This window comes from Dyadobacter sp. BHUBP1, assembly GCF_050587785.1.
Taxonomy (GTDB): Bacteria; Bacteroidota; Bacteroidia; order Cytophagales; family Spirosomataceae; genus Dyadobacter.
The window spans coordinates 118,736-143,190 of the sequence record NZ_JBOBIH010000003.1 but is presented as its reverse complement, the minus strand read 5'-3'; the positions used below and the strand labels follow the sequence as shown (position 1 = coordinate 143,190).

At 49.9% G+C, this 24,455-nt stretch carries 24 protein-coding genes; 11 read left to right on the top strand and 13 right to left on the bottom strand.

Annotation, left to right across the window (positions count from 1 at the left end; genetic code table 11):
* The first annotated feature begins 39 nt into the window (after positions 1-39).
* The 4 genes from ACQ4MZ_RS12830 (at position 40) to iolE (ending at position 5,644) form a co-directional block, all read left to right on the top strand.
* Positions 40-1,650, top strand: coding sequence for a sodium:solute symporter family transporter (locus ACQ4MZ_RS12830; RefSeq protein WP_430845476.1), 1,611 nt, complete (start codon positions 40-42; stop codon positions 1,648-1,650).
* Positions 1,651-1,794: 144 nt separating this feature from the next.
* Positions 1,795-2,745 (top strand): class II fructose-bisphosphate aldolase, encoded by a 951-nt coding sequence (locus ACQ4MZ_RS12825; RefSeq protein WP_430845475.1) that lies wholly within the window; start codon positions 1,795-1,797, stop codon positions 2,743-2,745.
* 30 nt (positions 2,746-2,775) lie between these two features.
* Positions 2,776-4,641, top strand: a complete 1,866-nt coding sequence (gene iolD / locus ACQ4MZ_RS12820; protein WP_430845474.1) for a 3D-(3,5/4)-trihydroxycyclohexane-1,2-dione acylhydrolase (decyclizing) — start codon at positions 2,776-2,778, stop codon at positions 4,639-4,641.
* A gap of 100 nt (positions 4,642-4,741) precedes the next feature.
* Positions 4,742-5,644: a myo-inosose-2 dehydratase gene (iolE, locus tag ACQ4MZ_RS12815; protein WP_430845473.1), complete on the top strand. Its 903-nt coding sequence runs from the start codon at positions 4,742-4,744 to the stop codon at positions 5,642-5,644.
* 147 nt (positions 5,645-5,791) lie between these two features.
* Here iolE and ACQ4MZ_RS12810 read toward each other — a convergent pair whose 3' ends face one another.
* Positions 5,792-5,965, bottom strand: coding sequence for a hypothetical protein (locus tag ACQ4MZ_RS12810; protein WP_430846402.1), 174 nt, complete (start codon positions 5,963-5,965; stop codon positions 5,792-5,794).
* Positions 5,966-6,216: 251 nt separating this feature from the next.
* On the opposite strand from ACQ4MZ_RS12810, the gene ACQ4MZ_RS12805 reads away from it, so the two are divergent.
* Complete coding sequence (locus tag ACQ4MZ_RS12805) at positions 6,217-7,668, top strand: S41 family peptidase (protein WP_430845472.1); 1,452 nt, start codon at positions 6,217-6,219, stop codon at positions 7,666-7,668.
* Positions 7,669-7,830: 162 nt separating this feature from the next.
* Entirely contained in the window at positions 7,831-9,825 is a 1,995-nt protein-coding gene (locus ACQ4MZ_RS12800) for a gliding motility-associated C-terminal domain-containing protein (RefSeq protein WP_430845471.1), read from the top strand.
* 81 nt (positions 9,826-9,906) lie between these two features.
* Here ACQ4MZ_RS12800 and ACQ4MZ_RS12795 read toward each other — a convergent pair whose 3' ends face one another.
* Positions 9,907-10,896, bottom strand: coding sequence for an acyl-ACP desaturase (locus tag ACQ4MZ_RS12795; RefSeq protein ID WP_430845470.1), 990 nt, complete (start codon positions 10,894-10,896; stop codon positions 9,907-9,909).
* Positions 10,897-11,037: 141 nt separating this feature from the next.
* Between ACQ4MZ_RS12795 and ACQ4MZ_RS12790 the strand changes: the two genes are divergently transcribed.
* Both ACQ4MZ_RS12790 and ACQ4MZ_RS12785 read left to right on the top strand, forming a co-directional pair.
* A complete protein-coding gene (locus ACQ4MZ_RS12790; RefSeq protein WP_430845469.1) occupies positions 11,038-11,793 on the top strand; it encodes a lysophospholipid acyltransferase family protein in 756 nt (251 codons plus the stop codon).
* Positions 11,794-11,912: 119 nt separating this feature from the next.
* Positions 11,913-12,305, top strand: a complete 393-nt coding sequence (locus ACQ4MZ_RS12785) for a hypothetical protein (RefSeq protein WP_430845468.1) — start codon at positions 11,913-11,915, stop codon at positions 12,303-12,305.
* 69 nt (positions 12,306-12,374) lie between these two features.
* On the opposite strand, the gene ACQ4MZ_RS12780 is transcribed toward ACQ4MZ_RS12785, so the two are convergent.
* The gene (locus ACQ4MZ_RS12780) at positions 12,375-12,821 is read right to left on the bottom strand and encodes a GNAT family N-acetyltransferase (protein ID WP_430845467.1); all 447 of its coding nucleotides are present in this window, start codon (positions 12,819-12,821) and stop codon (positions 12,375-12,377) included.
* A 65-nt stretch (positions 12,822-12,886) separates the two neighbouring features.
* Positions 12,887-13,255, bottom strand: coding sequence for a hypothetical protein (locus ACQ4MZ_RS12775; protein ID WP_430845466.1), 369 nt, complete (start codon positions 13,253-13,255; stop codon positions 12,887-12,889).
* Between the two features lie 165 nt (positions 13,256-13,420).
* Here ACQ4MZ_RS12775 and ACQ4MZ_RS12770 point away from each other — a divergent pair, with 165 nt between their 5' ends.
* Entirely contained in the window at positions 13,421-14,794 is a 1,374-nt protein-coding gene (locus ACQ4MZ_RS12770) for a thioredoxin family protein (RefSeq protein WP_430845465.1), read from the top strand.
* A 30-nt stretch (positions 14,795-14,824) separates the two neighbouring features.
* On the opposite strand, the gene ACQ4MZ_RS12765 is transcribed toward ACQ4MZ_RS12770, so the two are convergent.
* Positions 14,825-16,183, bottom strand: a complete 1,359-nt coding sequence (locus tag ACQ4MZ_RS12765; RefSeq protein WP_430845464.1) for an acyl-CoA dehydrogenase family protein — start codon at positions 16,181-16,183, stop codon at positions 14,825-14,827.
* Positions 16,184-16,305: 122 nt separating this feature from the next.
* On the opposite strand from ACQ4MZ_RS12765, the gene ACQ4MZ_RS12760 reads away from it, so the two are divergent.
* Complete coding sequence (locus ACQ4MZ_RS12760; protein WP_430845463.1) at positions 16,306-16,512, top strand: hypothetical protein; 207 nt, start codon at positions 16,306-16,308, stop codon at positions 16,510-16,512.
* Positions 16,513-16,519: 7 nt separating this feature from the next.
* Here the strand turns inward: ACQ4MZ_RS12760 and ACQ4MZ_RS12755 are convergent, their stop codons facing one another.
* From ACQ4MZ_RS12755 to ACQ4MZ_RS12745, 3 genes are read right to left on the bottom strand one after another with little or no spacing between them, the layout of a single operon-like run.
* Positions 16,520-18,265 carry a glycoside hydrolase family 9 protein gene (locus ACQ4MZ_RS12755; RefSeq protein ID WP_430845462.1) on the bottom strand — a complete coding sequence of 582 codons (1,746 nt, stop codon included), beginning with the start codon at positions 18,263-18,265 and terminating at the stop codon, positions 16,520-16,522.
* Between the two features lie 56 nt (positions 18,266-18,321).
* Complete coding sequence (locus ACQ4MZ_RS12750) at positions 18,322-18,708, bottom strand: winged helix-turn-helix transcriptional regulator (RefSeq protein WP_430845461.1); 387 nt, start codon at positions 18,706-18,708, stop codon at positions 18,322-18,324.
* A 21-nt stretch (positions 18,709-18,729) separates the two neighbouring features.
* Entirely contained in the window at positions 18,730-19,143 is a 414-nt protein-coding gene (locus ACQ4MZ_RS12745) for a Dabb family protein (protein ID WP_430845460.1), read from the bottom strand.
* Positions 19,144-19,349: 206 nt separating this feature from the next.
* On the opposite strand from ACQ4MZ_RS12745, the gene ACQ4MZ_RS12740 reads away from it, so the two are divergent.
* Positions 19,350-19,793 carry a cupin domain-containing protein gene (locus ACQ4MZ_RS12740; protein WP_430845459.1) on the top strand — a complete coding sequence of 148 codons (444 nt, stop codon included), beginning with the start codon at positions 19,350-19,352 and terminating at the stop codon, positions 19,791-19,793.
* On the opposite strand, the gene ACQ4MZ_RS12735 is transcribed toward ACQ4MZ_RS12740, so the two are convergent.
* The 5 genes from ACQ4MZ_RS12735 to ACQ4MZ_RS12715 all read right to left on the bottom strand — a co-directional run bounded on the left by ACQ4MZ_RS12735 (position 19,790) and on the right by ACQ4MZ_RS12715 (position 24,427).
* The gene (locus ACQ4MZ_RS12735) at positions 19,790-19,945 is read right to left on the bottom strand and encodes a hypothetical protein (RefSeq protein ID WP_430845458.1); all 156 of its coding nucleotides are present in this window, start codon (positions 19,943-19,945) and stop codon (positions 19,790-19,792) included. The genes ACQ4MZ_RS12740 and ACQ4MZ_RS12735 overlap by 4 nt on opposite strands.
* A 23-nt stretch (positions 19,946-19,968) precedes the next feature.
* Entirely contained in the window at positions 19,969-20,460 is a 492-nt protein-coding gene (locus tag ACQ4MZ_RS12730; protein WP_430845457.1) for a DUF6934 family protein, read from the bottom strand.
* Positions 20,461-20,535: 75 nt separating this feature from the next.
* Positions 20,536-21,552, bottom strand: coding sequence for a PmoA family protein (locus ACQ4MZ_RS12725; RefSeq protein WP_430846400.1), 1,017 nt, complete (start codon positions 21,550-21,552; stop codon positions 20,536-20,538).
* A 40-nt stretch (positions 21,553-21,592) separates the two neighbouring features.
* Entirely contained in the window at positions 21,593-22,933 is a 1,341-nt protein-coding gene (locus ACQ4MZ_RS12720; protein WP_430845456.1) for a Gfo/Idh/MocA family oxidoreductase, read from the bottom strand.
* Between the two features lie 126 nt (positions 22,934-23,059).
* The gene (locus tag ACQ4MZ_RS12715; protein ID WP_430845455.1) at positions 23,060-24,427 is read right to left on the bottom strand and encodes a 3-keto-disaccharide hydrolase; all 1,368 of its coding nucleotides are present in this window, start codon (positions 24,425-24,427) and stop codon (positions 23,060-23,062) included.
* Positions 24,428-24,455 lie beyond the last annotated feature (28 nt).

The window sequence follows — 24,455 nt, the reverse complement described above, 5'->3', positions numbered from 1 at the left end:
ATACCAGTTACCATTTAACCAACTAACCCTTTCATAAGCATGTCCACTACCGGTCTGCAATCGCTGGATTACATAGTATTTTTCATCTATCTGATAGGCGTTTCCGCTTACGGTTACTGGATTTATAAAAAGAAAAGCTCGAAAGAGGTTAGCTCGACCGACTACTTCCTCGCGGAGGGTTCGCTGACGTTCTGGGCGATTGGTGCTTCCATCATTGCCTCGAATATTTCGGCCGAGCATTTTATCGGAATGTCAGGGTCGGGATTTGCCATCGGACTGGCCATTTCTTCTTACGAATGGATGGCCGCGGCCTCGCTGATCGTCGTCGCATTGTTTATCCTGCCAGTGTATCTCAAAAACAAGATTTACACGATGCCGCAGTTCCTCAGGGAAAGGTATAACCCTACAGTAGCGACGATTATGGCGGTTTTCTGGCTCCTGCTATACGTATTTGTAAACCTGACATCCATCCTCTACCTCGGAGCTCTCGCGCTTGAAGTGACTGCCGGCATTGATTTTCAATATGCTATCGTCGGCCTCGGACTCTTTGCCGTTGTGATCACCATAGGCGGGATGAAGGTAATCGGTTATACGGATGTAGTACAGGTAGTTGTGCTCGTTCTCGGAGGTCTGGCAACCACTTATCTGGCCCTGGACCTGGTATCCCAGCATTTCAACCGGCCGGGGATATTTAATGCACTTGGATTACTGAAAGAACAGGCTGATTCGCATTTCCACATGATCCTGCCCAAGGATAATCCCTTTTACAAGGACCTTCCGGGCTTAACTGTGATCCTCGGTGCGATGTGGATCAACAACCTGGCCTATTTCGGCTGCAATCAGTACATTATCCAGCGCAGTCTGGGAGCCAGCTTGCCTACCGCACGAAAAGGGATCCTGTTTGCTGCATTGCTCAAATTACTCATCCCGATCATCGTTGTTATCCCGGGTATCGCTGCATTTGTTTTGTATCAAAATGGCATGTTCCAGCAAGAAATGCTCGACGGCAATGTAGTGAAACCCGACCACGCCTACCCTGTATTGCTTAACCTGCTACCGGCAGGTCTGAAAGGAATGGCATTTGCCGCGCTCACTGCCGCCATTGTGGCGTCGCTGGCCGGCAAAGCGAACAGTATCTCAACGATATTTACATTGGACATTTACAAACAGTACATCGCCCCGCATGCTACCGAGCGCCAGCTTGTACGTATGGGCAGGTACACGATCTACGTCGCAATGGGCATCGGTGTCCTGATTGCCCCCCAATTGAGGGTGCTTGACCAGGCCTACCAGTTCATTCAGGAATACAGCAGCTTCATTACCCCGGGCGTGTTCGCGATATTCATTCTCGGTATGTTCTGGAAAAGGACTACGTCGGCCGCTGCATTGACAGCCGCGTTGCTGACGATCCCATTGTCGACCGCCGGCAAGTTTATGTACCCCGAAATTCCGTTCCTGGATCGTATGGGCTACATTTTCCTGATCTTGTGCGCTGTGATCGCCGCCATTTCCCTGGCAGATCCGAAGAGTAAAAATAACCCCAAAGGCCTGAACATCGAGGCTTCCATGTTCCAACCCGGCAAGAGTTTTGTGATCGGTTCGGTGCTGATATGCGGTGTGCTGGCCGCTTTGTATACGATATTTTGGTAGCTGTCGGCTGTCGGCTGTCGGCTGTCGGGGACAAGCGGAGCCCGAAGCGTTTTAGTTCGCGGGAATATGCATTGAATTAAAAGAACTGCCATACCACACAAATGATCGACTGCCGGTTGCCGGCAGCTGAAAGCCATTAACCAGATGCTTCTGACGACGAAACAATTATTCCAAAAATGCTATGGCCGCTACGCGATTCCGGCCGTGAATGTGTTTTTCATGGAAGAAATCCATGGTCTTTTTGCTGCGGCACAAGAGGCGAATGCTCCTTTCATCGTGCAAACGACCCCCTTCGCACGTGACTATGCGAACGCGGATATGCTCCTGTCCATGATAGGCGCGGCGACACGCATTTACCCGCACGTAACCTATGCGATCCACATGGATCACGGGTACGAAGCGCACATTTTCGACGCAATCGGCAAAGGTGGCTACACTTCCGTGATGATCGATGCCTCGCACGACAATTTTGAACAGAATGTGGCCCGTACGAAAGCGGTCGTGGCAGCCGCACATGCCAAAGGCATTAGTGTAGAAGCAGAACTCGGTGTGCTCGCCGGCGTGGAAGATGACCTTACCGTGGACGCGGCGCATTCATTTTACACCAATCCGCAGCAAGTCGAGGACTTTGTGAATGCGACCGATTGCGACAGCCTGGCCATCGCAGTGGGAACTAGCCACGGCGCTTACAAATTTTCGGGCGGCCAGGGTTTACAGTTTCATATTCTGCGAGAGATCCAGCAGCGCTTGCCCGGCTTCCCGCTCGTACTGCACGGAGGTTCGAACGTGGTCCCAGAAATAATCGAACGCATCAATGCCGCCGGCGGCCAATTAAAAACCGATGCCAAAGGCGTGCAAGAAGAAGAGGTACGAAAAGCTATTCCACTGGGAATTTGCAAAATCAACATTGCTACCGATACGCGCCTGCTCTGGACGATGGTCAACCGCGAGTTTTTCCGCGACCGTCCGGACGAATTCGCCCCTACCACGCCGGGGAAGATTTTTATGGAAGAATACAAAAAGTTTATGCTAAAAAAGTTCGACCTGTTCGGTTGCACGGGTAAGGCCAGCGATTTCAGCGACATGATCAACTGACTCTGTTTCGAACAGTAAATATTCAAAGACATGACCCAACGACTCACGGTAGCACAGGCTACCATCATGTTTCTAAAAAACCAGTACATCGAACGCGACGGCATTGAAGAACCCTATTTCGGTGGCTGTTTCGGCATTTTCGGACACGGTAATGTGGCCGGGCTTGGCCAGGCCTTGCAGGAAAACCCGGATTTCCGTTATTACCAATGCCGCAACGAGCAATCGATGGTACATACGGCAGTGGCTTATGCGAAGGTGAAAAACCGGCTGGGCGCATTCGTTTGTACGACGTCCATCGGACCGGGCGCTACTAATATGATCACGGGTGCCGCATTGGCGACCATTAACAGGCTACCGGTATTGCTCCTGCCGGGCGACATTTTCGCTACCCGCGAGCCCAACCCGGTTTTACAACAGCTCGAAAGCGCCGCCTCACAGGACATTTCGGTGAATGACTGCTTCAAACCGGTTTCCAAATATTGGGACCGCATTAACCGCCCCGAGCAACTCATTTACTCCCTGCCCGAAGTCATGCGCGTGCTTACCTCGCAAGCGGAAATGGGTGCGGTGACCCTCTCAATGCCGCAGGATGTGCAAACTCACGCTTATGATTTTCCTGAGTCATTGTTCCAAAAACGTGTATGGCACGTCGGCCGCCCACGCCCGGATCTGGTAACACTGAGAAAAGCTGCCGAATGGATCAAGTCTGCTCAAAAACCGGTAATTGTGGCAGGCGGCGGGGCCATTTACAGCGGTGCCGCGGAAACGCTTCATCAATTTGCCTCCAAAACGGGTATCCCCGTCGGTGAGACATTCGCCGGAAAAGGTGCGGTGCGCTACGATGCGCCTTACAGCGTTGGTGGTCTGGGCGCTACCGGAACCAAATATGCGATCGATGTGGCCAACCAGGCTGACCTCGTGATCGGTATCGGCACGCGTTACAGTGATTTTACGACGGCTTCCAAATCAATTTTCAAAAACCCGGATGTCCGTTTTATCAATATCAATATCAGCGAATTTGATGCTTTCAAACACGCTGCATTACCGGTGATCGGGGACGCGAAAGCAGCGCTGGAAGAACTGGCAGGCCTTTTAGGCGATTATGAAGTTTCAGCAAATTACCGTCAGCACATCGCCGACATCAATAAGGCATGGGACGACGAGGTAACTCAAATTTACGCCGACGGCAATAGTACCGTTCCGCCGATCGATCAGGCCGTCGTGATTGGCACGCTGAATAGCTTCATGCACGACCGCGATGTGATGATCAACGCTTCCGGCAGCGCCCCGGGCGATTTGCACAAGCTCTGGCGCGCCACCGATCCTAAAAACTTCCACCTCGAATATGGTTTCTCCTGCATGGGCTACGAGATCGCTGCGGGATTGGGCGCTAAAATGGCAGATCCATCGCGTGAAGTGTACGTACTCTGCGGAGATGGCGGCTACCTGATGAATAACCATGAGATCGTAACTGCCATTCAGGAAGGCGTGCGCTTCACGATCCTGCTCTTGAACAATAATGGCTACGCAAGCATCGGAGGTTTATCGGAAAGCATTGGCAGCGAGCGATTCGGAACCATGTACAAATACCGCGAGAGTGAAACCGGCCAGTTATCGGGCGGCTTTTTGCCGGTGGATCTGGCTAAAAATGCGGAAAGCCTCGGCGCTAACGTCATTCGCGCTACCGACAGAAAATCGCTGGAAAACGCATTGGCACAAGCCAGAATCGCCAACCGCACTACCGTCATTTACATCGAAACAAGCCTCTACCGCACCGTGAAGGGCTACCACGCCTGGTGGGAAGTGCCAGTGGCAGAAGTCTCGACGTCGGCATCGGTGCAAAAAGCTTACGAGACTTATCGAGAGAACAAAAAAACGCAACGAATTTTCTTATAAGGAGGAAAGGGAGGATGGAAGAAAGGGAGGAACGGGAATTAATCTTCCCTTACTTTCCCCTTCCTCCATCCTCCTTCCTCCCCTTACTCCTTTCAAAAAAATGAACTTCGAAAACATCCAACTAGGCGTTGCTCCCATCAACTGGACCAACGATGATATGCCGGAGCTCGGCGGCGAGAATACATTTGAGCAATGTGTCAGTGAAATGGCACTGGCCGGGTTTACCGGTTGCGAGGTCGGCAACAAGTTTCCCCGCGATACCAATGTGCTGAAAAAAGCACTGGGACTCCGTGGCTTGCAGATCTGCAACCAATGGAACAGCTATGAGCTGACGACTAAATCCTTCGCCGAAAACCGCGAGAATTTCACGAAACTGCTCGATTTCCTGGAAATAATGGGCGCGAAAGTGATCGGTGGCGGCGAAACGGGCAATAGCTGCCAGGGCCAAATGGACGTGCCGGTATTTGAAGGTAAAGGAATGCTCAATACCCGTGAGGATTGGGACAATTTCACTTACGGCCTCGACGAACTCGGAAAAATCGCCCGCGACCGTGGCATGAAACTGGCATTTCATCACCATATGGGCACCTGCATTCAAACCATGGAAGAAACCGACCGGCTGCTCAACGAAACCAATTCCGACTACGTGTTCCTGAACTATGATTGCGGGCATTTTCATTTTGCGGGCGAAGATCCGGTAGCCGCACTAAACAAATACATCGGCCGCACGGCGCATATTCACCTGAAAGACGTGCGCCCGAACGTGCTGCAACGCGTACACGACGAGCGTCTGAGTTTCCTGACAGCCGTTAAAAATGGTGTTTTCACCGTGCCGGGTGACCCCGAAGGTTGCATTGATTTCCCATCCCTTTTCGAAATCATCAAAAAAAGCGACTACGCCGGCTGGATCGTCCTCGAAGCTGAACAAGATCCCGCCAAAGCGAATCCGCTCGAATACGCCATCATCGCAAGGAATTTTTTCAGGGGATTGACCGGGATCTAAGATTTCAGCAGTTCAAGCGTTGACATCATTCAAGATCTGCGCCATTTGACAAGCAACACTTACGGGAGCAGGCCCAGCGGGCCCCACCTGTTTATAGAATATCAATACGCACCCATTTAACCGGCTGCGGAGGAGCCTCCTGATAACTTAGGAGGCTCCTCCGCAGCCGGTTGCCGTTTTATGAATGGTATTTCTATAAACAGGGAGCTCCTCGCGGGGCAGAATTAATGCTACCGCTTGATCCCTCGTACCAGACGGGAAGTCATCCAGAAAATCATCGAGCGATACCCCTGCTTCAAGGTGATCAAAAAGCGAATCAATAGGTACCCTGGTTGCCCGTTCAATATCTCCGGGTCGATGGTAACTATATCATGAATCCCCATATTCTTCTTTCGCTCCATCTCTGAAAAGGCAACGGCTTTATAGCAACAAATTAGTGAAATTTTGAACTAAGCACTGCGCTTGCCGCCACATTTTCCCTCCCCGCTACGTAACAGCAGTATATTACCGATTAACCTGCATTGCATTACGGCCTATGAAATCAGTTTACACATTACTTTAAACTGAACACTATGTTGAATTTCAAACAATTACACCTTTTCTATGTCTTGATATTTGCGGTGTCGATAGTGGGTTGTCAGGACAAGGACATTGCCCCCGCCGTCGCGAAAATCGATTCCACTACCGCGGCGGACTATCCCGGGATAAACAGCTGGCTTTACGATGTGATGGACGACGCATATTTCTGGTACAAAAACCTGCCGGCTGAAAGCACACTCGATAACACCATTGATCCTCACGACTATTTTGAAAAACTCGTCTATCAGCGCACTACCGCCGACCGGTTCTCGATGGTTACCGACGATATCGATGCGCTGCAGAACGAATTCAACGGTATCAGCAAAATTTTCGGAATCAGCTATTCATTGTCGTACATCGATAACGGCAAGTCGAACATAGCTGCATTCCTGAACTACGTGGTAAAAGATAGCCCTGCCGAGGCCGCAGGTTTGAAACGCGGTGATATTCTCATGAAGGTGAATGGCACGCAGCTTACATCCGGCAACTACACATCGCTGCTTAGCAGTAATGAAACCGCCACTTTTACATTAGGAGAGGTTTCCGGTGCCAACATCGTCGCAAGCAACCGGACCATTACCATGACCAAAGCGGAAGTAAGCGAAAATCCCGTTCTCTTTTCGACGGTTATTTCAAAACCAACTTACGGCAAAACAATCGGTTATTTGGTCTACACACAGTTCGTGCCGGGTACCAAAACCGATGAATCGAAATATGACAATGAACTGCGCCAGGTATTTGCGGACTTTAAAAGTAAAGGTGTGAATGAGCTGGTACTCGATCTGCGCTTCAATCCCGGTGGTTATATCAGTTCGGCCGAAACCCTCGCCTCGCTGATTGGAACCGGTGTTTCAAATTCAAAAATCTTTTATAAAGAGCTATGGAATGACAAATACACCGCTTACTGGAAAAAAACGCAGGGAGCCGACGCATTGAACTACACTTTCCTGAACGAAGCGAACAATATTGGTAACACATTGAGCCGGGTGTTTGTACTCACTTCCAACGGCACCGCATCTGCCAGCGAACTAGTTATCAATGGATTAAAGCCTTATATGAGCGTGATCAAGATCGGGGAGCATACCGCCGGCAAAAACCTGTTCGGTTCAGTAATCGGCGATGACCAGGAACGCTGGAAATGGGGCGCGTACATTATGCTCGGGCAAACCGCCAATGCCAACGGCGAGTCGGATTACGGCACCGTGAATGGCATGGCGCCGGATTATGAAATTGAAGATTCTACCGTGCCTTACCTGCCCTTTGGAGATGAAAATGAAACGCTGCTTCGCAAAGCACTCGACATTATGGGGATTCCGGCGCCGGAAGGACAACGCCTGGCAGCTATGAAGAGCGTCGTCAACTTCCGCAAAATGCTTCATGACGACCTCAAAACGAAAGATAACCTCATGATCCGTCGCGGGAACGTAAGAGCAATCCCTTATTAAACTCTCACATACATATTGTTCACTGGACCGGGCCTGCACTTGGGGGCCCGGTCCGTTTTACGCCCGTTCCATCAAAAAAGCAACAGACTGGCACCGTTTTAGTTGTATTTACCGTAATTTTGAATCCCAATTTTTACTCACGTTCGGTATGCAGGCAACGATATGAAGTTGAGCGCTTTATATATCCTCTTTTTTTTCTGCTCTTTCGTGCCTTTCGCCCAGGCGCAGACCGGCAAACACACCTATCGTTTTAGAAACGAATTCACCGTGGCCCAACCGGAATGCGGCCCCGACCTTGTACAGGTAAAATCGGCAGGCTCGTGCAGTGCCGGAAGCTCGGGCGGCAGCTCTGTAGTAGAAGTTCTCCCTTGCGGCGAGCGGCGGGCTGTCTATCACAATAACATGAACTGGGGTTTGATGTACCCCAATACCGACGGCCTCGTTTCCGAATCCTACACCATCCAGCTTTACCTGAAAGTGACGGACTGGGGTCGGGCAAGAGCCAGGATCATCGATTTTTCGAATGGCACCCGCGATGAAGGTGTTTACTTTAAAACTACTCCCGGAAGTGCCAGCCATTGTCTGGAATTATCTCCGAACGGCGTTATCGGGGAATGCCCTTATTTTGATTCCGCAACCTATTACTTACTGACTTTTACCCGTGACGGCATTACGGGAAGAATGGATATTTATGTCGGCAACAACCTTTTCGTCAGCTTCATCGATGCCAATAAAAACTACGTAGGTAAAGCCGGAGTGCCGATTTACTTTTTTCGGGATGATAGCGCAGCCCCTTGCGAATCGGGAGAGGCAAACATTGCCTACCTGTCCTTTCGTCGTGAGTATTTCCCGCAAACCGCGGTCAATAAATCGGTTTCGGAAATCTGCTTTGAGGCCAATATCAACTCATATGCGGATTTCTCCATTTCCCCGGGTGCTGTTTGCGATCCTTCAGAAAACACCGAGGTAAAATACACAGGCCCCATTCCTGCACCTGGTACGGGTTATGATTTCAAATGGGATTGGGGTGGAGCACAGGTTGTCTCAGGCTCCGGAATGGGCCCTTACCTACTGAAGTGGCCTGCTGGCGGCGGCACCAAGACTATTACCCTGTCGGTCACGAACCAGGCTTGTGGTAATACGCTCGAAAATGGTAAACGGATTGTGGTCGGCGGCCCGACGCTGACTGCCGAAACGGCGTCAGGCAGTTGCGACACAGGAACCGATGGTACGATTACGCTAACCGCCGCAGATGGTGTTTCGCCCTACCAATATTCGATCGATTCGGTCAATTTTCAGGCATCCAACCTATTTCATGCGCCGGCAGGAAATTACCGGGTGTTTGTCAAAGACGATAACGGCTGTACCGCCGCGGAGAATGCCGCTCTGACGTTTGCCAGCGATATTACCCTCGCTACAATGCCGGACACGACCATTTGCACAGGACAATCGGTTACACTGGCTGCTACCAGCAATGGCCAGACCTTTTCCTGGCTGCCGCAAGATGGACTGGATAATGCCGGCATATTAGAGCCGGTGGCCAGCCCTGAGACCACTACGCAATACATCATTACTGCCACCAAGGGTTTTTGCACCCGAACAGACACCGTGCGCGTCACCGTATCCCCAAAAATCGTGGTGAATGTGACACCCGACGCGCTGATCGAATACAATGTTCCTTTTCAGCTCAATGCTACTTCGCCCCAAATCCGCAACTACGCGGCTGCCACGTTTCTCTGGACACCAGACATCGGTCTGAACAACGCCCATATTCAAAGTCCGGTCGCTGTTTTGCGCGAAAATCAGTCTTATACGGTAGATGTTACATCGGAGTTAGGCTGCAAAGGATCCGGCCAAGTCAACCTGTCCATTACACGTCAGGAGAGCATTGTCGTGCCAACCGCATTCTCGCCCAATGGCGACGGCCGGAACGAGGTATTGATGCCGGTCGTGAACGACATCGAATCGATCCATTATTTTCGCATTTACAATCGTTGGGGCCAGGTTGTTTTCTCGACCAATCAACTAAATACAGGCTGGGACGGCTCTTTCAACGGCAGAGCAGCCGTTTCAGGTAACTACGTGTGGGAAATCGAGGGGATATCGACCAAAGGAAAGGTAATCAGCAAGAAGGGCGCTGTGCTGCTGCTGTTGTGACGGCAGTCGGCCGTCGGCTGTCAGCCGTCATTTTCATAACACCGATAGCCGAAGGCCGAAAGCCGACCGCCGAAGTAATTTTCACCTGCTTATCCAGCTGAATTCATATTCCAGGTCCGGAATGCGGGTGCGGTCGGCGATTCTTCTGAGGCGAGCAGGAAGAGCCATGAGATAATCTCTTGCTTTTTCTGCTTTTTCATTAATGTCGCGCACGGAATCGATATTCCATTCTTTGAGCAAGTCTTCCAGAATATCAATGTAATCCAGCGTCGTGTACACGCCCAGCCGCTGTGCGGCATCCGAGAAGTGTGAGAAGGTTTCACCCATTTTCACACCGGTCTCGCGCATGAAATGCGCCGGCATAACGATCTTTTTCCGCATCATATCTTCCAAAGCCAGCATCAGTTCCGACGGATCGACTTCCAGAATCCGTGTTACGAATGTTTTGTACGCTTTCGCATGGCGCATTTCATCGGAAGCGATCACGCCGCATATTTTCGACAAATGCGGGTTCCCGAATTTCTTCGCGAGCGTGGCGGTGCGGCGGTGTGAAACGTTGGTAGCCAGCTCCTGGAATGAAGTATAAATGAAGTTGCGGTAAGGGTCACGGTCGGTACCGATATCGAAACCATCGGCGATGAGATATTGTGTGGAAACCTCCATCGCACGCATATTTACGCGGCCCGAGAGGTAAAGGTATTTATTAAGCAAGTCGCCATGGCGGTTTTCTTCCGCCGTCCAGGCGCGCACCCACTTCACCCAGCCGGATTCCGGCTCATCGACCTGGTTGATACCAATCACGTCCACCAGCCAGGATTCGTAAGTAGGCAACGCCTCTTCCGTAATCGTGTCCCCGATCAGCACGGCAATGTAGTCATAAGGCAGATCGCGGCAACTTTCCTGCAAAAGCTTCACTTCATGCAAAAAGTTCTCCCGGGTTGCATCAGGCAGAAAATCAGAAGGTTGCCAGTTTTCCTCGATCGGTTTCAGGTATTCTCCAATCAGCCCGTCGAGGTCTTTGCCTATATGTTTCATTACTTCAAGCCTTTCGGCTGAAAGCGTAATATCCATTGGTATTTCGATTTAAACACTATTGACTATTTTACAAATAACGTGAATTATACGTAAGTTTTGAATGACAATTGTCATTTCGCGTTTTAGAATTTGGAGTAACCAAAACAGATTTCGACTATTTTTGCAAAAAAAATTAGAATGAAAAAAATCCTCGATTACGTTCTGAGTGCCCTCTACCTGATCCATTTTGGTCTTACCCTGTTAGTTTTCCATGTTATACAGGTCATCGCATTCAACGTCTTCGGCAAAAAGGCGCATAAAGTGTCAGTCGACTGGCTTAATTTTTCCCTCACATTCGGCCTCTATCTGACCGGTGCGAGTATCAGGCTCAAAAACCTTGCCCAGCTGCCCGTCGACCGGCCGCTCATATTCGTAGCCAACCACCAGAGCAGCTACGACATCTCTCCCATTTACTGGTATATGCGGAAATACAGCCCGCGATTTGTTTCCAAAATAGAGCTCGCAAAAGGCGTTCCGAGCATTTCCTATAACCTGCGCAAGAGTGGCGCCGCGCTTATTAACCGTAAAGACGGCAAGCAAGCCATTACTGAAATCGCGCGTCTCGGCAAGCTGATCCATGATGAAAAGGCATCGGCGATTATTTTCCCGGAAGGCACCCGCACCGCCAGTGGGGAAATGAAGCCGTTTCAATCGGGCGGGGTAGCAACCCTGCTCAAACGCGCCCCGGACGCGCTCATCGTGCCGGTTGCGATCGATGGCACAGGCGCGATGAACCCCAAGGGCATTTTTCCCTTGAAATCATTCTGTACATTAAGTTTCACCGTGCTCCCTGGTATTGAACCCGCCGGAAGGAAAGTAGAAGAAGTGCTGGCGCAAACACAGGAAGAAATCAGGAAGGTAATCCAGCCCGAATCAGTGGCCGCCGGATACTGAATAACTTAATTACTCCTCGCATTCAAGGCCTTATAATGGCTTAACAATCGTTAACAATCCCCTTTTAAACCTCTGCGGTCAGCGGCCCTCTAACCCACAAACATTAAAACTTTTGGGTTATGAAAAAGATACTTTTTGCCGCAGTGGTTCTCGCATTAGGATTCACCAATGCTTCCGCCCAATATGGTCCCCGTTACGATCGTGACCACTACCACGACGGTTACAGCCGTGAAAGAATGTCTGACATTAACAGACTCCAAAGAGAAGCAAGACAAAATATCGCTAACGGTGTACAATGGGGAACGCTCACTTCCCGTGAGGCGAACATGCTTATGAACCGCTACGAAAACATAGAAGACAAGGAACGCCACTTCGCCCGTCACGGCCGTTTGTCGCACCGTGAGGAAAGAATTCTCCGCAATGATCTCCACGAGCTGATGTCGGATACCCGCCGCCTGAGTCGTGACCGCGACCGCTGGTCCCGCGATGGCCGTTACAGAGACAGATATTAAGATTTTAAAGGTTATAGTTGAAGGTTTAGGGTAATGCAAAAAGCACCGGGACGCTGGCCCGGTGCTTTTTTATTCGTCTTTGAAATATCTGACCAGTTTTACATGCGACTTCTCGAACCCCTCGCGCTGGTAGAACCTGTGCGCTTGCTCACGTGTAGCACGCGAAGTGACTTCCATTTGAATAGCCCCCTCTCCTTTTGCAAAAGCCGTGACATGCTCTATCAATGCTTTCCCTACCTGCCGCGAGCGATATTCCGGTTCTACATACATTTCCTGAATTTCGGAAACCAGCGCCGCGTGATGCAATAGCGGCTGAATATGGCAACTTACCATCCCAACAGGCTTCCCGTCCAATTCAGCGAGAAAGTAACTGATATTCGGACTTGCCAGGTTACGGTCAAATGCGGCATCAAATCCCGGCCGGCCAAGGACCATATTTTCGAGGCCGCATATCATATTATAAATGATCTCGCGGTCGGCGACAGATGCGCGACGGATGCTAATTGGTGCGTGCACTTTGATAACGGTTGAGTTGAGTGGCACAAATTACGCCGGACAGCGTGGAAAGGCAAGAATGCGGGTTATTTCTCGGGCCAGATCACAGGGCCTCGCGTCCCCTTTCCCCGGACGGTACGCGTAAACTCCTGCATTTCTTCCTGCGTGAGCTTCGAAAGGTCTACGCGGGTGCCGTCGCAGCGATACACATCGCAAACGTTGCACGACATGTAGATCATTGTGTAATCGAAGACAATCTCGCCTTTCAGTTTCCCGACCGTAACCATGAGCGCCTGATCCTGCTTCTCGGCCTTCAAAGAGTCGATCTTCGCTTTCAGCCAGGGAAGGTTGCGGACCGGGTCCTTTACGCCGCAGACATCGAGTCTGGACGAAACTGTATCGTCTTTACAGGAAAGTATAAACGCCAGAAAAGAGAAGAGTAAAAGATTTTTCATGGGCAGGAATGAGTGTAGGTGATTGGAAAAAAGAGACACTGCATTTACAGAAACAGTTGTAAAATACAAGCGATAGACTTTTGCCCGCAGCGAGGTTTATATTATTTTAACATTCGGTTACAAAATTTAAATTACATTTGAAAAAACTCTTCAATCCAACAAACAATGAAGCAAATTATACTGGCATTGGCGCTGGTTATATCTTTTCAGAGCCACGCACAAATTACTTTCATCCAAGGCGATACTTCCTGGGAATCGCTTTCAAAAGCAGCAAAGAAAGAGCGAAAACTCATTTTTATCCATCTCGAAGGCAACGAATGCGAACATTGCAACGAGGTTGCTTCCAAGGGTTTCAGCGGCATTGAACTCAAAGATATTTATCAAAAGAACTTTATTGCCATCCGCAGCAACGTCGCCTCTGAAAATGGTCGGAACCTGGCCGAAAAATTCGGGATCAAAGGTGCATTGGTTTCACTTTACGTGGATGCGGAAGGTAATATTCTCAACCGGTTTAACGGTTCTACAAGCAATTCGAACGCCTATCTCGAAAGTGCGCAGGTGGCGCTTAGCCGTAAAGGAAGCAAACAGTTGAGCGATTACGAGAAAGAATATAAAAGCGGTGAACGATCGGCTGCATTTTTAAAAGCCTATATCCTGAAACGCCGCGAGGTGAATATGCCGACGAACGATTTGCTCGATGAATACGTGGGCAAGCTGCCTGTCGATTCAATAGCTAACTTTCAAGTCGTCAAATTCATTTATCAGCAAGGTCCTACGCTGGATAGTCGTGCATACAAAGTAATTCAGGCGCTTGTGCCTCATAAGATGATCGACAGTTTGTACAAATCAGTCCCGTCTCACGAAGCATCCGGATTCAACAGCGCAATTATCGGCAATACCATGCGGAAAGCCGTAGAAACAAAAAGCCAGGAACTCGCTTACCAAAGTGCTTCTTTTCTACAAAATACCTATAATATGGACTTCGGCAAAGGCCGTGTGGCTTTTGAAAGGAATATGATTCACTTCTTTTTGGCGGTGAAAGACACGGCCGCCTATTTCCGCCACTGCCGCAATCTGATCCAGCAAAATCACCTGTGGCTTACCGTAGATTCACTGAGAAGAATGGATGAAGAAATGCTGAAAAAGAACCTGGCCGATCAGACGCCGCTTGGCCCCGCCGGCGAAAAACAGGCAGTACGCTTTGCGCCACCCTCGCAATATTTCCATACCGAACTCAATAACCACGCCTGGAATTTCTACCAATTCAACAACAATCCACGCGACCTGGAAAATGCATTAATGTGGTCCAAAAAGTCGATGGAATGGCATGAAGACTTACGCCGTGATAAAAACCACTTGCCGTTGGGGAATCCAGCTTACATTGACACTTACGCACACTTACTTTACAAACTGGGTCGAAAGAACGAGGCGATCGAATGGCAAACCAAAGCCGTCGAGGCACAAAAGGTGACCGGAATGTCGTGGGCTTCCATGGAAAAGGCTCTCAATGAAATGAAAGCAGGAACACTGAAATGGTAACGGAGGGCAGCCTCAACTGCCCTTTTTTATTTATACAAATGCACTTTCACCGGTAATCGCCCTGCCGACGATCAGCGAATTGATTTCCTTCGTCCCTTCGTAAGAGTAAATGGCTTCGGCATCGGCCACGAAGCGGGCAATGTCGTATTCGAGCAATATTCCATTGCCCCCGAACAGCTCACGCGCATGGTCCACGATGGAGCGCATACGTAAAGTACAGAACACCTTCGCGAGTGACGCGTGCTCATCGGCGAGGTCGCCCGCGTCCTGCAATTGCGACAGCCTGTAAACCATCGTTTGCATCGCCGTAAGATCGCCCAGCATTGTTACCAGCAGGTCTTGTACCAACTGAAAACCGGCTATCGGCCGGCCAAACTGCTTTCTTTCCATCGTGTATTTCAAAGCCAGCTCATATGCACCCCGCCCGCAGCCAACCGCCTGCCACGCTACCCCCGCGCGCGTCATGCGCAGGACACTGGCGGTATCTTTGAACGAGTTCGCATTTTGAAGCCGGTCGGCTTCGGGCACACGGCAATCCGTTAATGTGATCAGCGCATTTTGTACGGTACGCAGTGCCATTTTATCCTCCATTTTCTCGGCTTTGAAACCGGGGTTTTCTTTCCGTACGATAAATCCTTTCACCTGATTGTCGTCCACATTGCGTGCCCAGATAATCGTAATGTCCGAGAAAGTAGCATTACCTATCCACTTCTTTTGCCCGTTAATGATCCATTCGTCGCCCTCCCGCTTACAGGTAGTCGTCAGACCTCCTGCGGCTCCCGAACCGACCTCCGGCTCGGTAAGCCCGAAAGCGCCGATCAGCTCCATACGCTGCATTACAGGCAACCATTGCTGCTTCTGTTCCTCCGAACCGCACAGGTAAATCGAACCCATTGCAAGACCACTGTGCACACCGAAGAATGTAGAAATGGACGAATCGATGCGCGCCATTTCCATCGCTATAAACCCTTCCAACAACGCCGACCGCCCGGCACAGCCGTAGCCTTGGTAAGTAAGGCCGCAAATATTCAGCTTGGCCATCAGCGGTATGACATGCATCGGAAACTGCGCATTGTTCCAGTAATAGTTAGCAATCGGCTTGATTTCCGTTTCCATAAACTCCCGCACTTTGAGCTGAATTTCCCGTTCCTCGGGGTTGAGCGTCGCACCCAATTCATAAAAATCCCCATTCACGACGGGCGGCTCTTTCTTTTTACCTGAACCCGCTTGCATGAATTTCAGCATTTTGCCCAGGTCCTCTTCACTCATTTTAGAAACGACACCCATTAACTGGTTAAGGTCTACTTTCCGGGAGAGCTTCGCAACGGCTTCGATATCGACGGATTTGAGCAGGTCGCGTATCTGGGAAATGGATTTGAAAAGGTTCATCTGGGTTGTTGGATTGTGATTTGATAAAGAGTCGGGCCCGCAGGCCGTTCTACTGCACAATCTCCAAAAAGTAACGCCGGCAGGAATGGAATTTGTAAGTATCAGCCTAAACCAGAAAAACCATGAAAACGCAAACCAACAATGTGGAAGGCGGCTCTCCAAGCCATGGCGGGCCCAAAAGTAAATCGAAACAACGGGACGATAGCCGGAAACCTTCCGGGTTACTGAAACAGGAATCCATCCGAAAATCGGAAAAGATCAATATGACCCAAAAGAAAGGCTATAACGAAACACCTGAAACGGTTCCGGTAAAAGGCAAAAAGATCTGAACCGGGCTTATTTCATTGTTGCTTCCAATGCGGCCACCAGATAAACCATCGGCGCATTCCAATTGATCGCAATCTCGTTGGAGGCATATGAACAATCGTTGTCGGTAAACGACTCGTCGGCAAATTTGTTCGGGTAGCCCGCGCATTTGTCTTGCTGGCCTGGATTCGGACCGCCGGAAAGCAACCCCGGTACCGGGTCCACGATTCCGTCCGCTATGGAGATGCGTTGATGCGGATGCATGACACGTTTCGAGCCAAATCCCGTCAGGAAGCAATAGCCGGTTGCATTGCGGCCGAGCAGGTAATCAAGGTTGCCCAGGGCCGCATGGAGGTATTTCTTGTCTTTTGACAGGCGGTAGGCATATAGCAATGCAATGCCCTGGTTCGCCGCCACCGAGCTGCTTCCCCAGGCGTAATCCCGTGGGGTTTTACCCATTACCGTATGATAGGGTTGAGTTTCCAGGTTCCTCAGAAGGTCGTTTGCATAACTCAGGACATTTTTTCGTAGCGTATCGGCCTGCCCGGCAGGTAGTTTCACCGCTTCGTCAAAACGGAGCAATGTATAGTATCCCAATGTTTTTACCTGGCTCCACGTCGGTAAAGTCATTGGTTGATGCAATTCCAGACCGATCTTCTCAATGTATTCAGCCTTGCCCGTGGCGGCATACATTTCACACGCTGCCCAAATCCACTCGTCTTTCACAGAACGGTCGCCGTAAGTACCGGTAGCCACATCGGGATCAAATTCTTTATTCATCGCATCCTGGTTGTACATCACCGCGGGATGCTTTTCGGCCCATTGCCAACCCCTAACGGCCGACGTAATGCAGGAGTCAGCCAAGCCGGGGAATTTGTTATCGAAATTTTTGAATACCCGCGACGCCTGCGCCATCACGGCTACGAAATCCAGCGTTGCCGCGGTACTTTTCTGCACCACATAACGTGGATTTTTCGCAGCATCCGGCATGATCATTCCATCGAAACGTGGGTTGGTAAGCTTGTGGTAAACACCTCCATCAGCCGGATCCTGCATTGTAAGCATCCAGCGCAGGTTCCAGGCAACCTCATCGAGCAGATCGGGAACGCCATTATTGCTCTCGGGAATATTGGTGTTAAAATCTTCGAAATAAAGTGAATAATCTTCGTACAGCGAAAGCAACGTTCCCATTGTAATGCCGGAATTGACGATGTATTTGTTATAGTCTCCGGCATCATACCAACCTCGTGGCGAAGAAATTACGGCATTCTCGGGCCGTCCGTCCGAAACCGCCGAAGCGTGGATAAGAACCCTTTCATCGGGATGCCCGGCCGGGCGTGCCCACTTGCCAGCATATTTTTCGGGAAGGTTAATGGAAGCACGCTGGTAATAAAAACCTTTCAATGCAGCCTCGGCAACGTTTCGATGGACATGATCGTTAATCCCGAATGCAGCCGATTTTCCCACTCCTGCGACTTCAATGACATAGGTTCCCGGCTTTCGCAACGCGCTGAAATCCGCCAAACGAGTGTGTTTTCCCGAATGCTGGCTCGTGCGCATTTCCCCGAGAGTCCCTTTTAAAGCAATTTTCCCTGACTTGGCCTCCTTTACTTCGAATCTACCGCCCGTTTCTGTCACAACAACCGCTATTTTGGGCGCAGTCGGATAAAACCCGACCTGATTCAACCGGACCGCGTCCGAATGCTGCGCGCAGGCAGGCGAGAAATACAAGCTAACAGCAGCCAGCAAAGCTGCGAAACGAGGGAGTAACTTCATTACACTCAGACAGATTTATTTCAAGACCACAAAGCCTCCCGACGGGCAACTTTACCTCAATCTTGTAATTCTTTTACGGGATGTTCGATATTGGTGCCCGTGATCACCAGGCGATGGTATTCGCCCCATTTGCGGAGTTCCTCAATCAGCGGCTCGAGCGTACGGGCATGTTCAGTGCGCTCATACTCGATCACGGGCGGGAACGAATCGTATACCTTGCGCTCGACCAGCAGGTTCATTTCCAGCTCTTTCAGTTCCTTCGATAGCATACGCGGGGTAATATTCGGAATGGCGTTCTGCAACTCCATAAACCTCTTGCTGCCCAAGGCCATGGCAATAAGGATAGAAATCTTCCATTTACCGCTGATCACATCCAGCGCGTCCCGTACCGGCAGGATCATTTCCCGGCATTCGGGGTGGTTTTCTTTGAAATTTTCTTTCATAGTAGTACTCCTTCAAAACATTTAATCCACCTTCTTGGGCCCTACGGAGTCGTATACCACTACTTTTTCCCACAAATGAGCATAATGCTCTACAAAATCGAGGTGAATAGGGTGTGTCTGATAGATCTCTTCTTCAATGATATTCTTGAAAAAACACATCCACGAAATCGTGTAGTCTTTCACGATCACCGAACGATTGGTAACCGCCGGCTTTCCGATATGCACGTACTGGATCGTTGGAACCTTAGCCAGTTTATGTAATCCTTCCAGAAGCTGCGCCTCATGCTGGGCATTGTTGGGCTCTTTGAGGTAAAAGAAAACATGGTGAATAAATAGCTCCCTCGTCCTTTCGGGTTGGGCGATGACAGGGGAAACAGAGGCGAGTGAAGCCAATCCCGCATTTTGCAGGAACTTTCTTCTTGATTGATCTTCCATGATTGAGCGCAAGACGAACGGCGGAGCGTTTTCCGCGTTTTGGCTTCAAGGATAATGCTTATTTGCCCATTATCAAAACACAATGGCACTCGCGGATTGCATTTAAGACTAATCCAATAAAAATTAAAATTATTTTGACACAATATTAAAGGTAAACACGCCTTCTAGAAGTCTTTCTACTAAAACTACTCAATAAGCCCCCTGTTATGAAAATCACTAAACGAGACCTAACCGTCGCCTCCCTCTCTATTTGTTGTACCTTGACCTGCATTATCGCCCAACCCAAAGGCAGCATCCTTGAATCAACCGCTTTCGACTGGAACAATATCGCCGTAAGAGGCACTGCCATCGGGTCTGTCAGGACGTTTTTCCGTTCCCCAACCGTTACGACTGACGAACTCGAATGTCACGTTACCACATTGAATCCCGGTGAAGCCGCACATGCGCCCCACAAACATCAGGAAGAAGAAGTAATTATTATCAAGGAAGGCACCGTGGAGGCGCTTGTCAATGGAGAAAGAAAAAAGGTAGGGCCCGGTTCCGTTATTTTCCAGGCATCCAACCAGATGCATACGCTTCGCAACGTAGGCAAAACACCGGCAACCTACCATGTGATTAGCTGGCATTCACCGGGGACGATGGAGCGTTAGGCTTTTTTCTTGAAAATGTGATCGGGGACCGGGTGTTTTTCGAGAAGCTCTTTCATTTTGGCAGCCTTTTTTTCGAAAAACTCTTTTTCGTTGGGTATGTGTCTCACCGGAGGACGACCGGGTTTTAATTCGTAGGTTTTGGTATCGGACATAGCTTCTTGCGTATAGTTTTTAACTAAGTTAATAATTTGCCTTTGAAAATCAAAAATGCCTTGTACGGAACACCGCCCCGAAATTCCTGCCACTCGCCCTTCCAGTTTTGATAGTTTCCAAGAGTATCTGGCGAAAGGTCCCGCTTTGCAATCAGTCCCGCGATTGAGTAGTCTGTCAATTGCGGCAAAACACGGTTGAGTCCCATTTGATACATTCTTGTTCTCGAAGGTGTGCTCCCGGAAGCGTAAAGGCTTACTCCTTCATGGCTGGCTAAAAAATCGAGCGCTATACGTGTCACGGTCGCAAGTATCGTTTGTGTGTCGCCATTCCTTAGCTCAACGAGATCATCCAGCCAATCGGATTCGGGATCAACCACTCCAAAGCCAAGATTATAAGAACGATATCCCATTTCTGCAAACTGTACACGCATCTCGAAAGTCCCATTTCGTCCAACGCTATAAAAGCGGTAGGTAGACTCATCCAGCTGATCGTACTCGTAACGTTCTAAGTTCATACTGACAGATTTTCAGGGTAAAAAAATAGCCAGCGAAAAGTCGCTGGCTACCCTTTCAATCTGCTATAATACAAACTATTCCGTCTTCGCGTAAGCGGCTGCGAGGTCGTTTAGCGCGGCATCTTTCAAATGCTCGGAAGCAATTACCAGACGGTAACGGAAGGTCGTAGATTCGCCCTTTTTCAGTTTGAAATTGAGTGTTTCCTTCCCGTCGCTGAGTGCTTTCATGCCTAGCGGGTTGACGGCAAACAAACCGTAACCTCTCGCGTGCCAGTAGGCGGGATAGCCAACATTTTTGGGATGGTCGATCATCGCGACGCTGATATTTTCATCCTTGATTTTACCCGTCAGATTACACCAGATCGCACGTTTGCCCCATACCGTTTCTCCTTCCACACCATTGCTGTTGCGGTAGTTTCCGGTTATCCCCTCATTGTTCAATGCAGGCACTTTGGTTGCAATACCAGCTGCATCGGTAAAGATTTCAGGCTTATTAGAAGGCAGTTCGAGTTCACGTGCTACACGGATCGCATACATGCCGTCTTTTACATCGGGCATATTTACTTCCGGCAACACCGCTGTGAGCGTGGTGCTCCGGTCGACAATGCGGGTGTCGCCTTTACCGCTGAAAGTGTATTTCGTTACTTCTTTCAAGGTCAGCGTACCGTTTTTATCTACCCAATCGGCAGTGACGGTGAGCTCCCCCTTGTCTTTACCGCTCTTAATGGAAGTAATGCCGGTATGAATGATCGTCCCGTAAGCACGCTTCTCGTGGTTTACTGCGTTGGAGTTGTTCCAATAGTCGTTGCCATTGACATCCTCATAGTTAAGCCAGATCCCCACGTGGTGCGGGTGGTCTACGCGTTCGCCCGCGCGAGGGTCCAGCGGCCAGCCACGGGTAATCACCGTGCCTTTGGCCGTCATTACCGGATAGAGTACCGCCTTTTTCAGCGTCTTTTCACCGGGATAATAATAGGTCGTGAACGGCTTTCCATCGACCTTTACTTCCACTTTTCTGTCCTTATCGTTCCTGACAAGGTCAACCTTCTGCGCGAATGCGCTTCCAGCAAAGGCAACGGCTGTCAGTGCCAAAGCAGTATGTTTTAAATTCACTGTTCGCTCTTTTAAAATGTTAACTAAGCACGATTTCTTTTTTCTTCGGATCCCAGTTCACGCGTTTTCCGGTATGCAATGCCTTAGTAGCCATAATGTTAGCTACCGAGTGATTGAAACCTACACGGGCAGGTGCATTCGTTTCCTTGCGGCTACGGATACATTCCATCCAGTTACGCATGTGGAGCGAAGTCATCGGATCGGCACCGGTATTAGCGTCTGTCGCAATTTTCTCGCCGGTTTTCAAAGACATTTCCGGCAGCAAGTTCGCCTGCATGCCCATTCCTTTCGCATCTTTCTCTTTCAAGCCTCCTTCGGAAGTTATCTTGTTCGTATCGAGGTTGATCATACCTCCATTTGAAAAATAATATTCTTTCACGCCGCCTGCCTCGTTGTTGAAACGGGAAGAATAAATTACCTGGAAGCCTTTGCTCTTGTCGTCGAAAGGACCGTATTCGAACGCAGCACTGAAAGTATCCACATTGGTACGACCGTCTTTCCAGGTGTAAATACCGCCGTTGGCTACCACATTACGCGGTGCATCGAGGCCTGAGAACCAGTGCACAGTATCGATCTGGTGAGCCATCCATTGGCCCGGGATACCCGAAGAGTATGGGTAGAACAAGCGGAATTCCAGGTAGTAACGCGGGTTCCACTCCACTTTCGGACGGTTCATCAAGAAGCGGTCCCAGTCGGTATCCTCTTTGCGGATTTGTGAAACAAGCTCCTTACGTCTCCAGCGGCCCGGCTGGTTCACGTTCCAGGTCATTTCGACCGTGGTGATATCCCCGAATTTACCGGATTTGATATATTCATAAGCCGCCCAATAGTTGGGAGCGCTGCGGCGCTGCGAGCCCACTTGTACGATCTGTTTCGAAGCTTCCACCGCTTTCAATGCGACTTTCGCATCTTCCAGGGTTTCTGCAAACGGCTTTTCAACATACACATCACGGCCCGATTTCACCGCCTCTGCGCAATGCAATGCGTGCTGGAAGTCGGCGGTACTGATAATCACCGCGTCCACATCCTTGCGGCCGAGCAATTCTTCATTATTGCGAGCCTTCACGAATTCGCTGGCCGCATAAGGCTTCCCTTTCATAAATGCCTCCGCTTCGTCGCGGCGACGGTTCCAAAGGTCGGAAACACCCATAAACTCAAAGTTCAGTTCCTTGGCGTGATCCGAGAAGGAAGGTGCCAGCGAGCTGCGAAAACGGTCCGAAAAACCGATGATACCTACCCTTACACGATCATTGGCCCCCACGATACGGCGGTAGCTGGCCGCACTGAAAGCATTGGCGCCTACTGCGACACCCGCAGAAGCCAGTGCTGCATTTTTAAGAAAATCCCTTCTACTGGTCATGATATTGGATTTGAATAAAAGTTGATTTTTTGATTGCCTCCGGGTCAGATTTCCGGGCAATCGTCTGTAAATGTCGGACGCCCGTTTATCTACTGTAATTTTTTACCTTTTTTCCGCCAATTCGGGCTATTTGATTTCTTTTACTTTCAAGCTGCGGAAAAACACATTATCACCGTGGTCCTGCAACAACAAATTCCCCTCTTGCGATAACCCGAAACCTTCGAATTTGGCGAACTTTGAGCCCGCCACAAACTCCTTGAACTGCGGGGAACCTCGCACATATTCCACCACTTTATAGCCGTTCAGGAAATGCTGTACGGTACCGTCTTTCTGCACCACAATGCGGCCCTGGTTCCATTCTCCGATCTTTTTCACCGCATTCTTCGGCCGGTCCGCAGGGATCACATCGTAGAATGAAGCGATGGTACGGTTGCCATTCTTACCCAGTTTCGCGTCCGGGTGACGCTCGTCGTCGAGCACCTGATATTCACAGCCGATTCCCGATTTACCATTGGAATTGAATTTTTGATCTACAAAATATTTGACGCCGCTGTTAGCGCCCTCGGTAAGCTTAAACTCAAATTCATATTCGAATGCCGGTCCGTAAAGTTTGCGGGTAACAATGTCGTTGCCGGTTTCCGAGCCGTCCGACTTTGAAATCTGGATAGTACCGTCGTTATAGCTCCATCTTTTGGAAGGGAAATCGGTACCGCCGTAAGAACGCCACTGATCTGCCGATTTGCCATCGTACAACAGCGAATACCCTTGCGCTTTTTCGGCGGGATCCAGATTATTCGGAATCAGGTTCACAATGCGAACATTGGTAGCCGGGCTCGGTTTCAGGTTCTTCGTTTTAATGCGGACATTCTTCCAGCTCACCTGTGTACCCTCCATTTCCTTGCTTCCGATCGCGTGCACCTGCAGGCATATGAAGCCTACGGGCGTCATGTCGTCTACCACGTGCGCGACAGGTACTCCGTTCAGAAACGTGCGGATCGAGTTACCGATCGCCTCGATGCGGTATTTGTTCCAGGCATCTCTTTTGAACGCTTTTTTGCCTTCCGGGTTCAGGTCGAGCGGGTATAGCCACCCGCGGCGGGCTTCATCGTAAATACCGGCGGAGTAAGCGCGGTCGCTCGGGTCGATCTCCACCTGATAGCCATGCACGCGACCATTCATATAGTCAGGTTTCGACAAGCTGCGGATCTGAATGCCCGAGTTCAGTTTATTATCGACTTTTACATCCAGTTCGAGGATAAAGTCGCCGTAATCTTTCTCGGTTGTGAGAAATGAATTGGGCGTACCCATCACGGAAGTACCCACGATAGCGCCATTTTTTACTTCATATTTGGCCTGGCCGTTGAGTTGCTTCCAGCCCGTCAGATCCTTGCCGTTGAAAAGGTCTACCCAGCCATCTTTCGATTTTTGAGCTTGAAGCGGAGCGCTGAGCAAAAACGCGGCCATGGCGACCAGCGGTAATCGGAATTTTTTCATTGTGCTGATTAAAATGATGTATAACTGA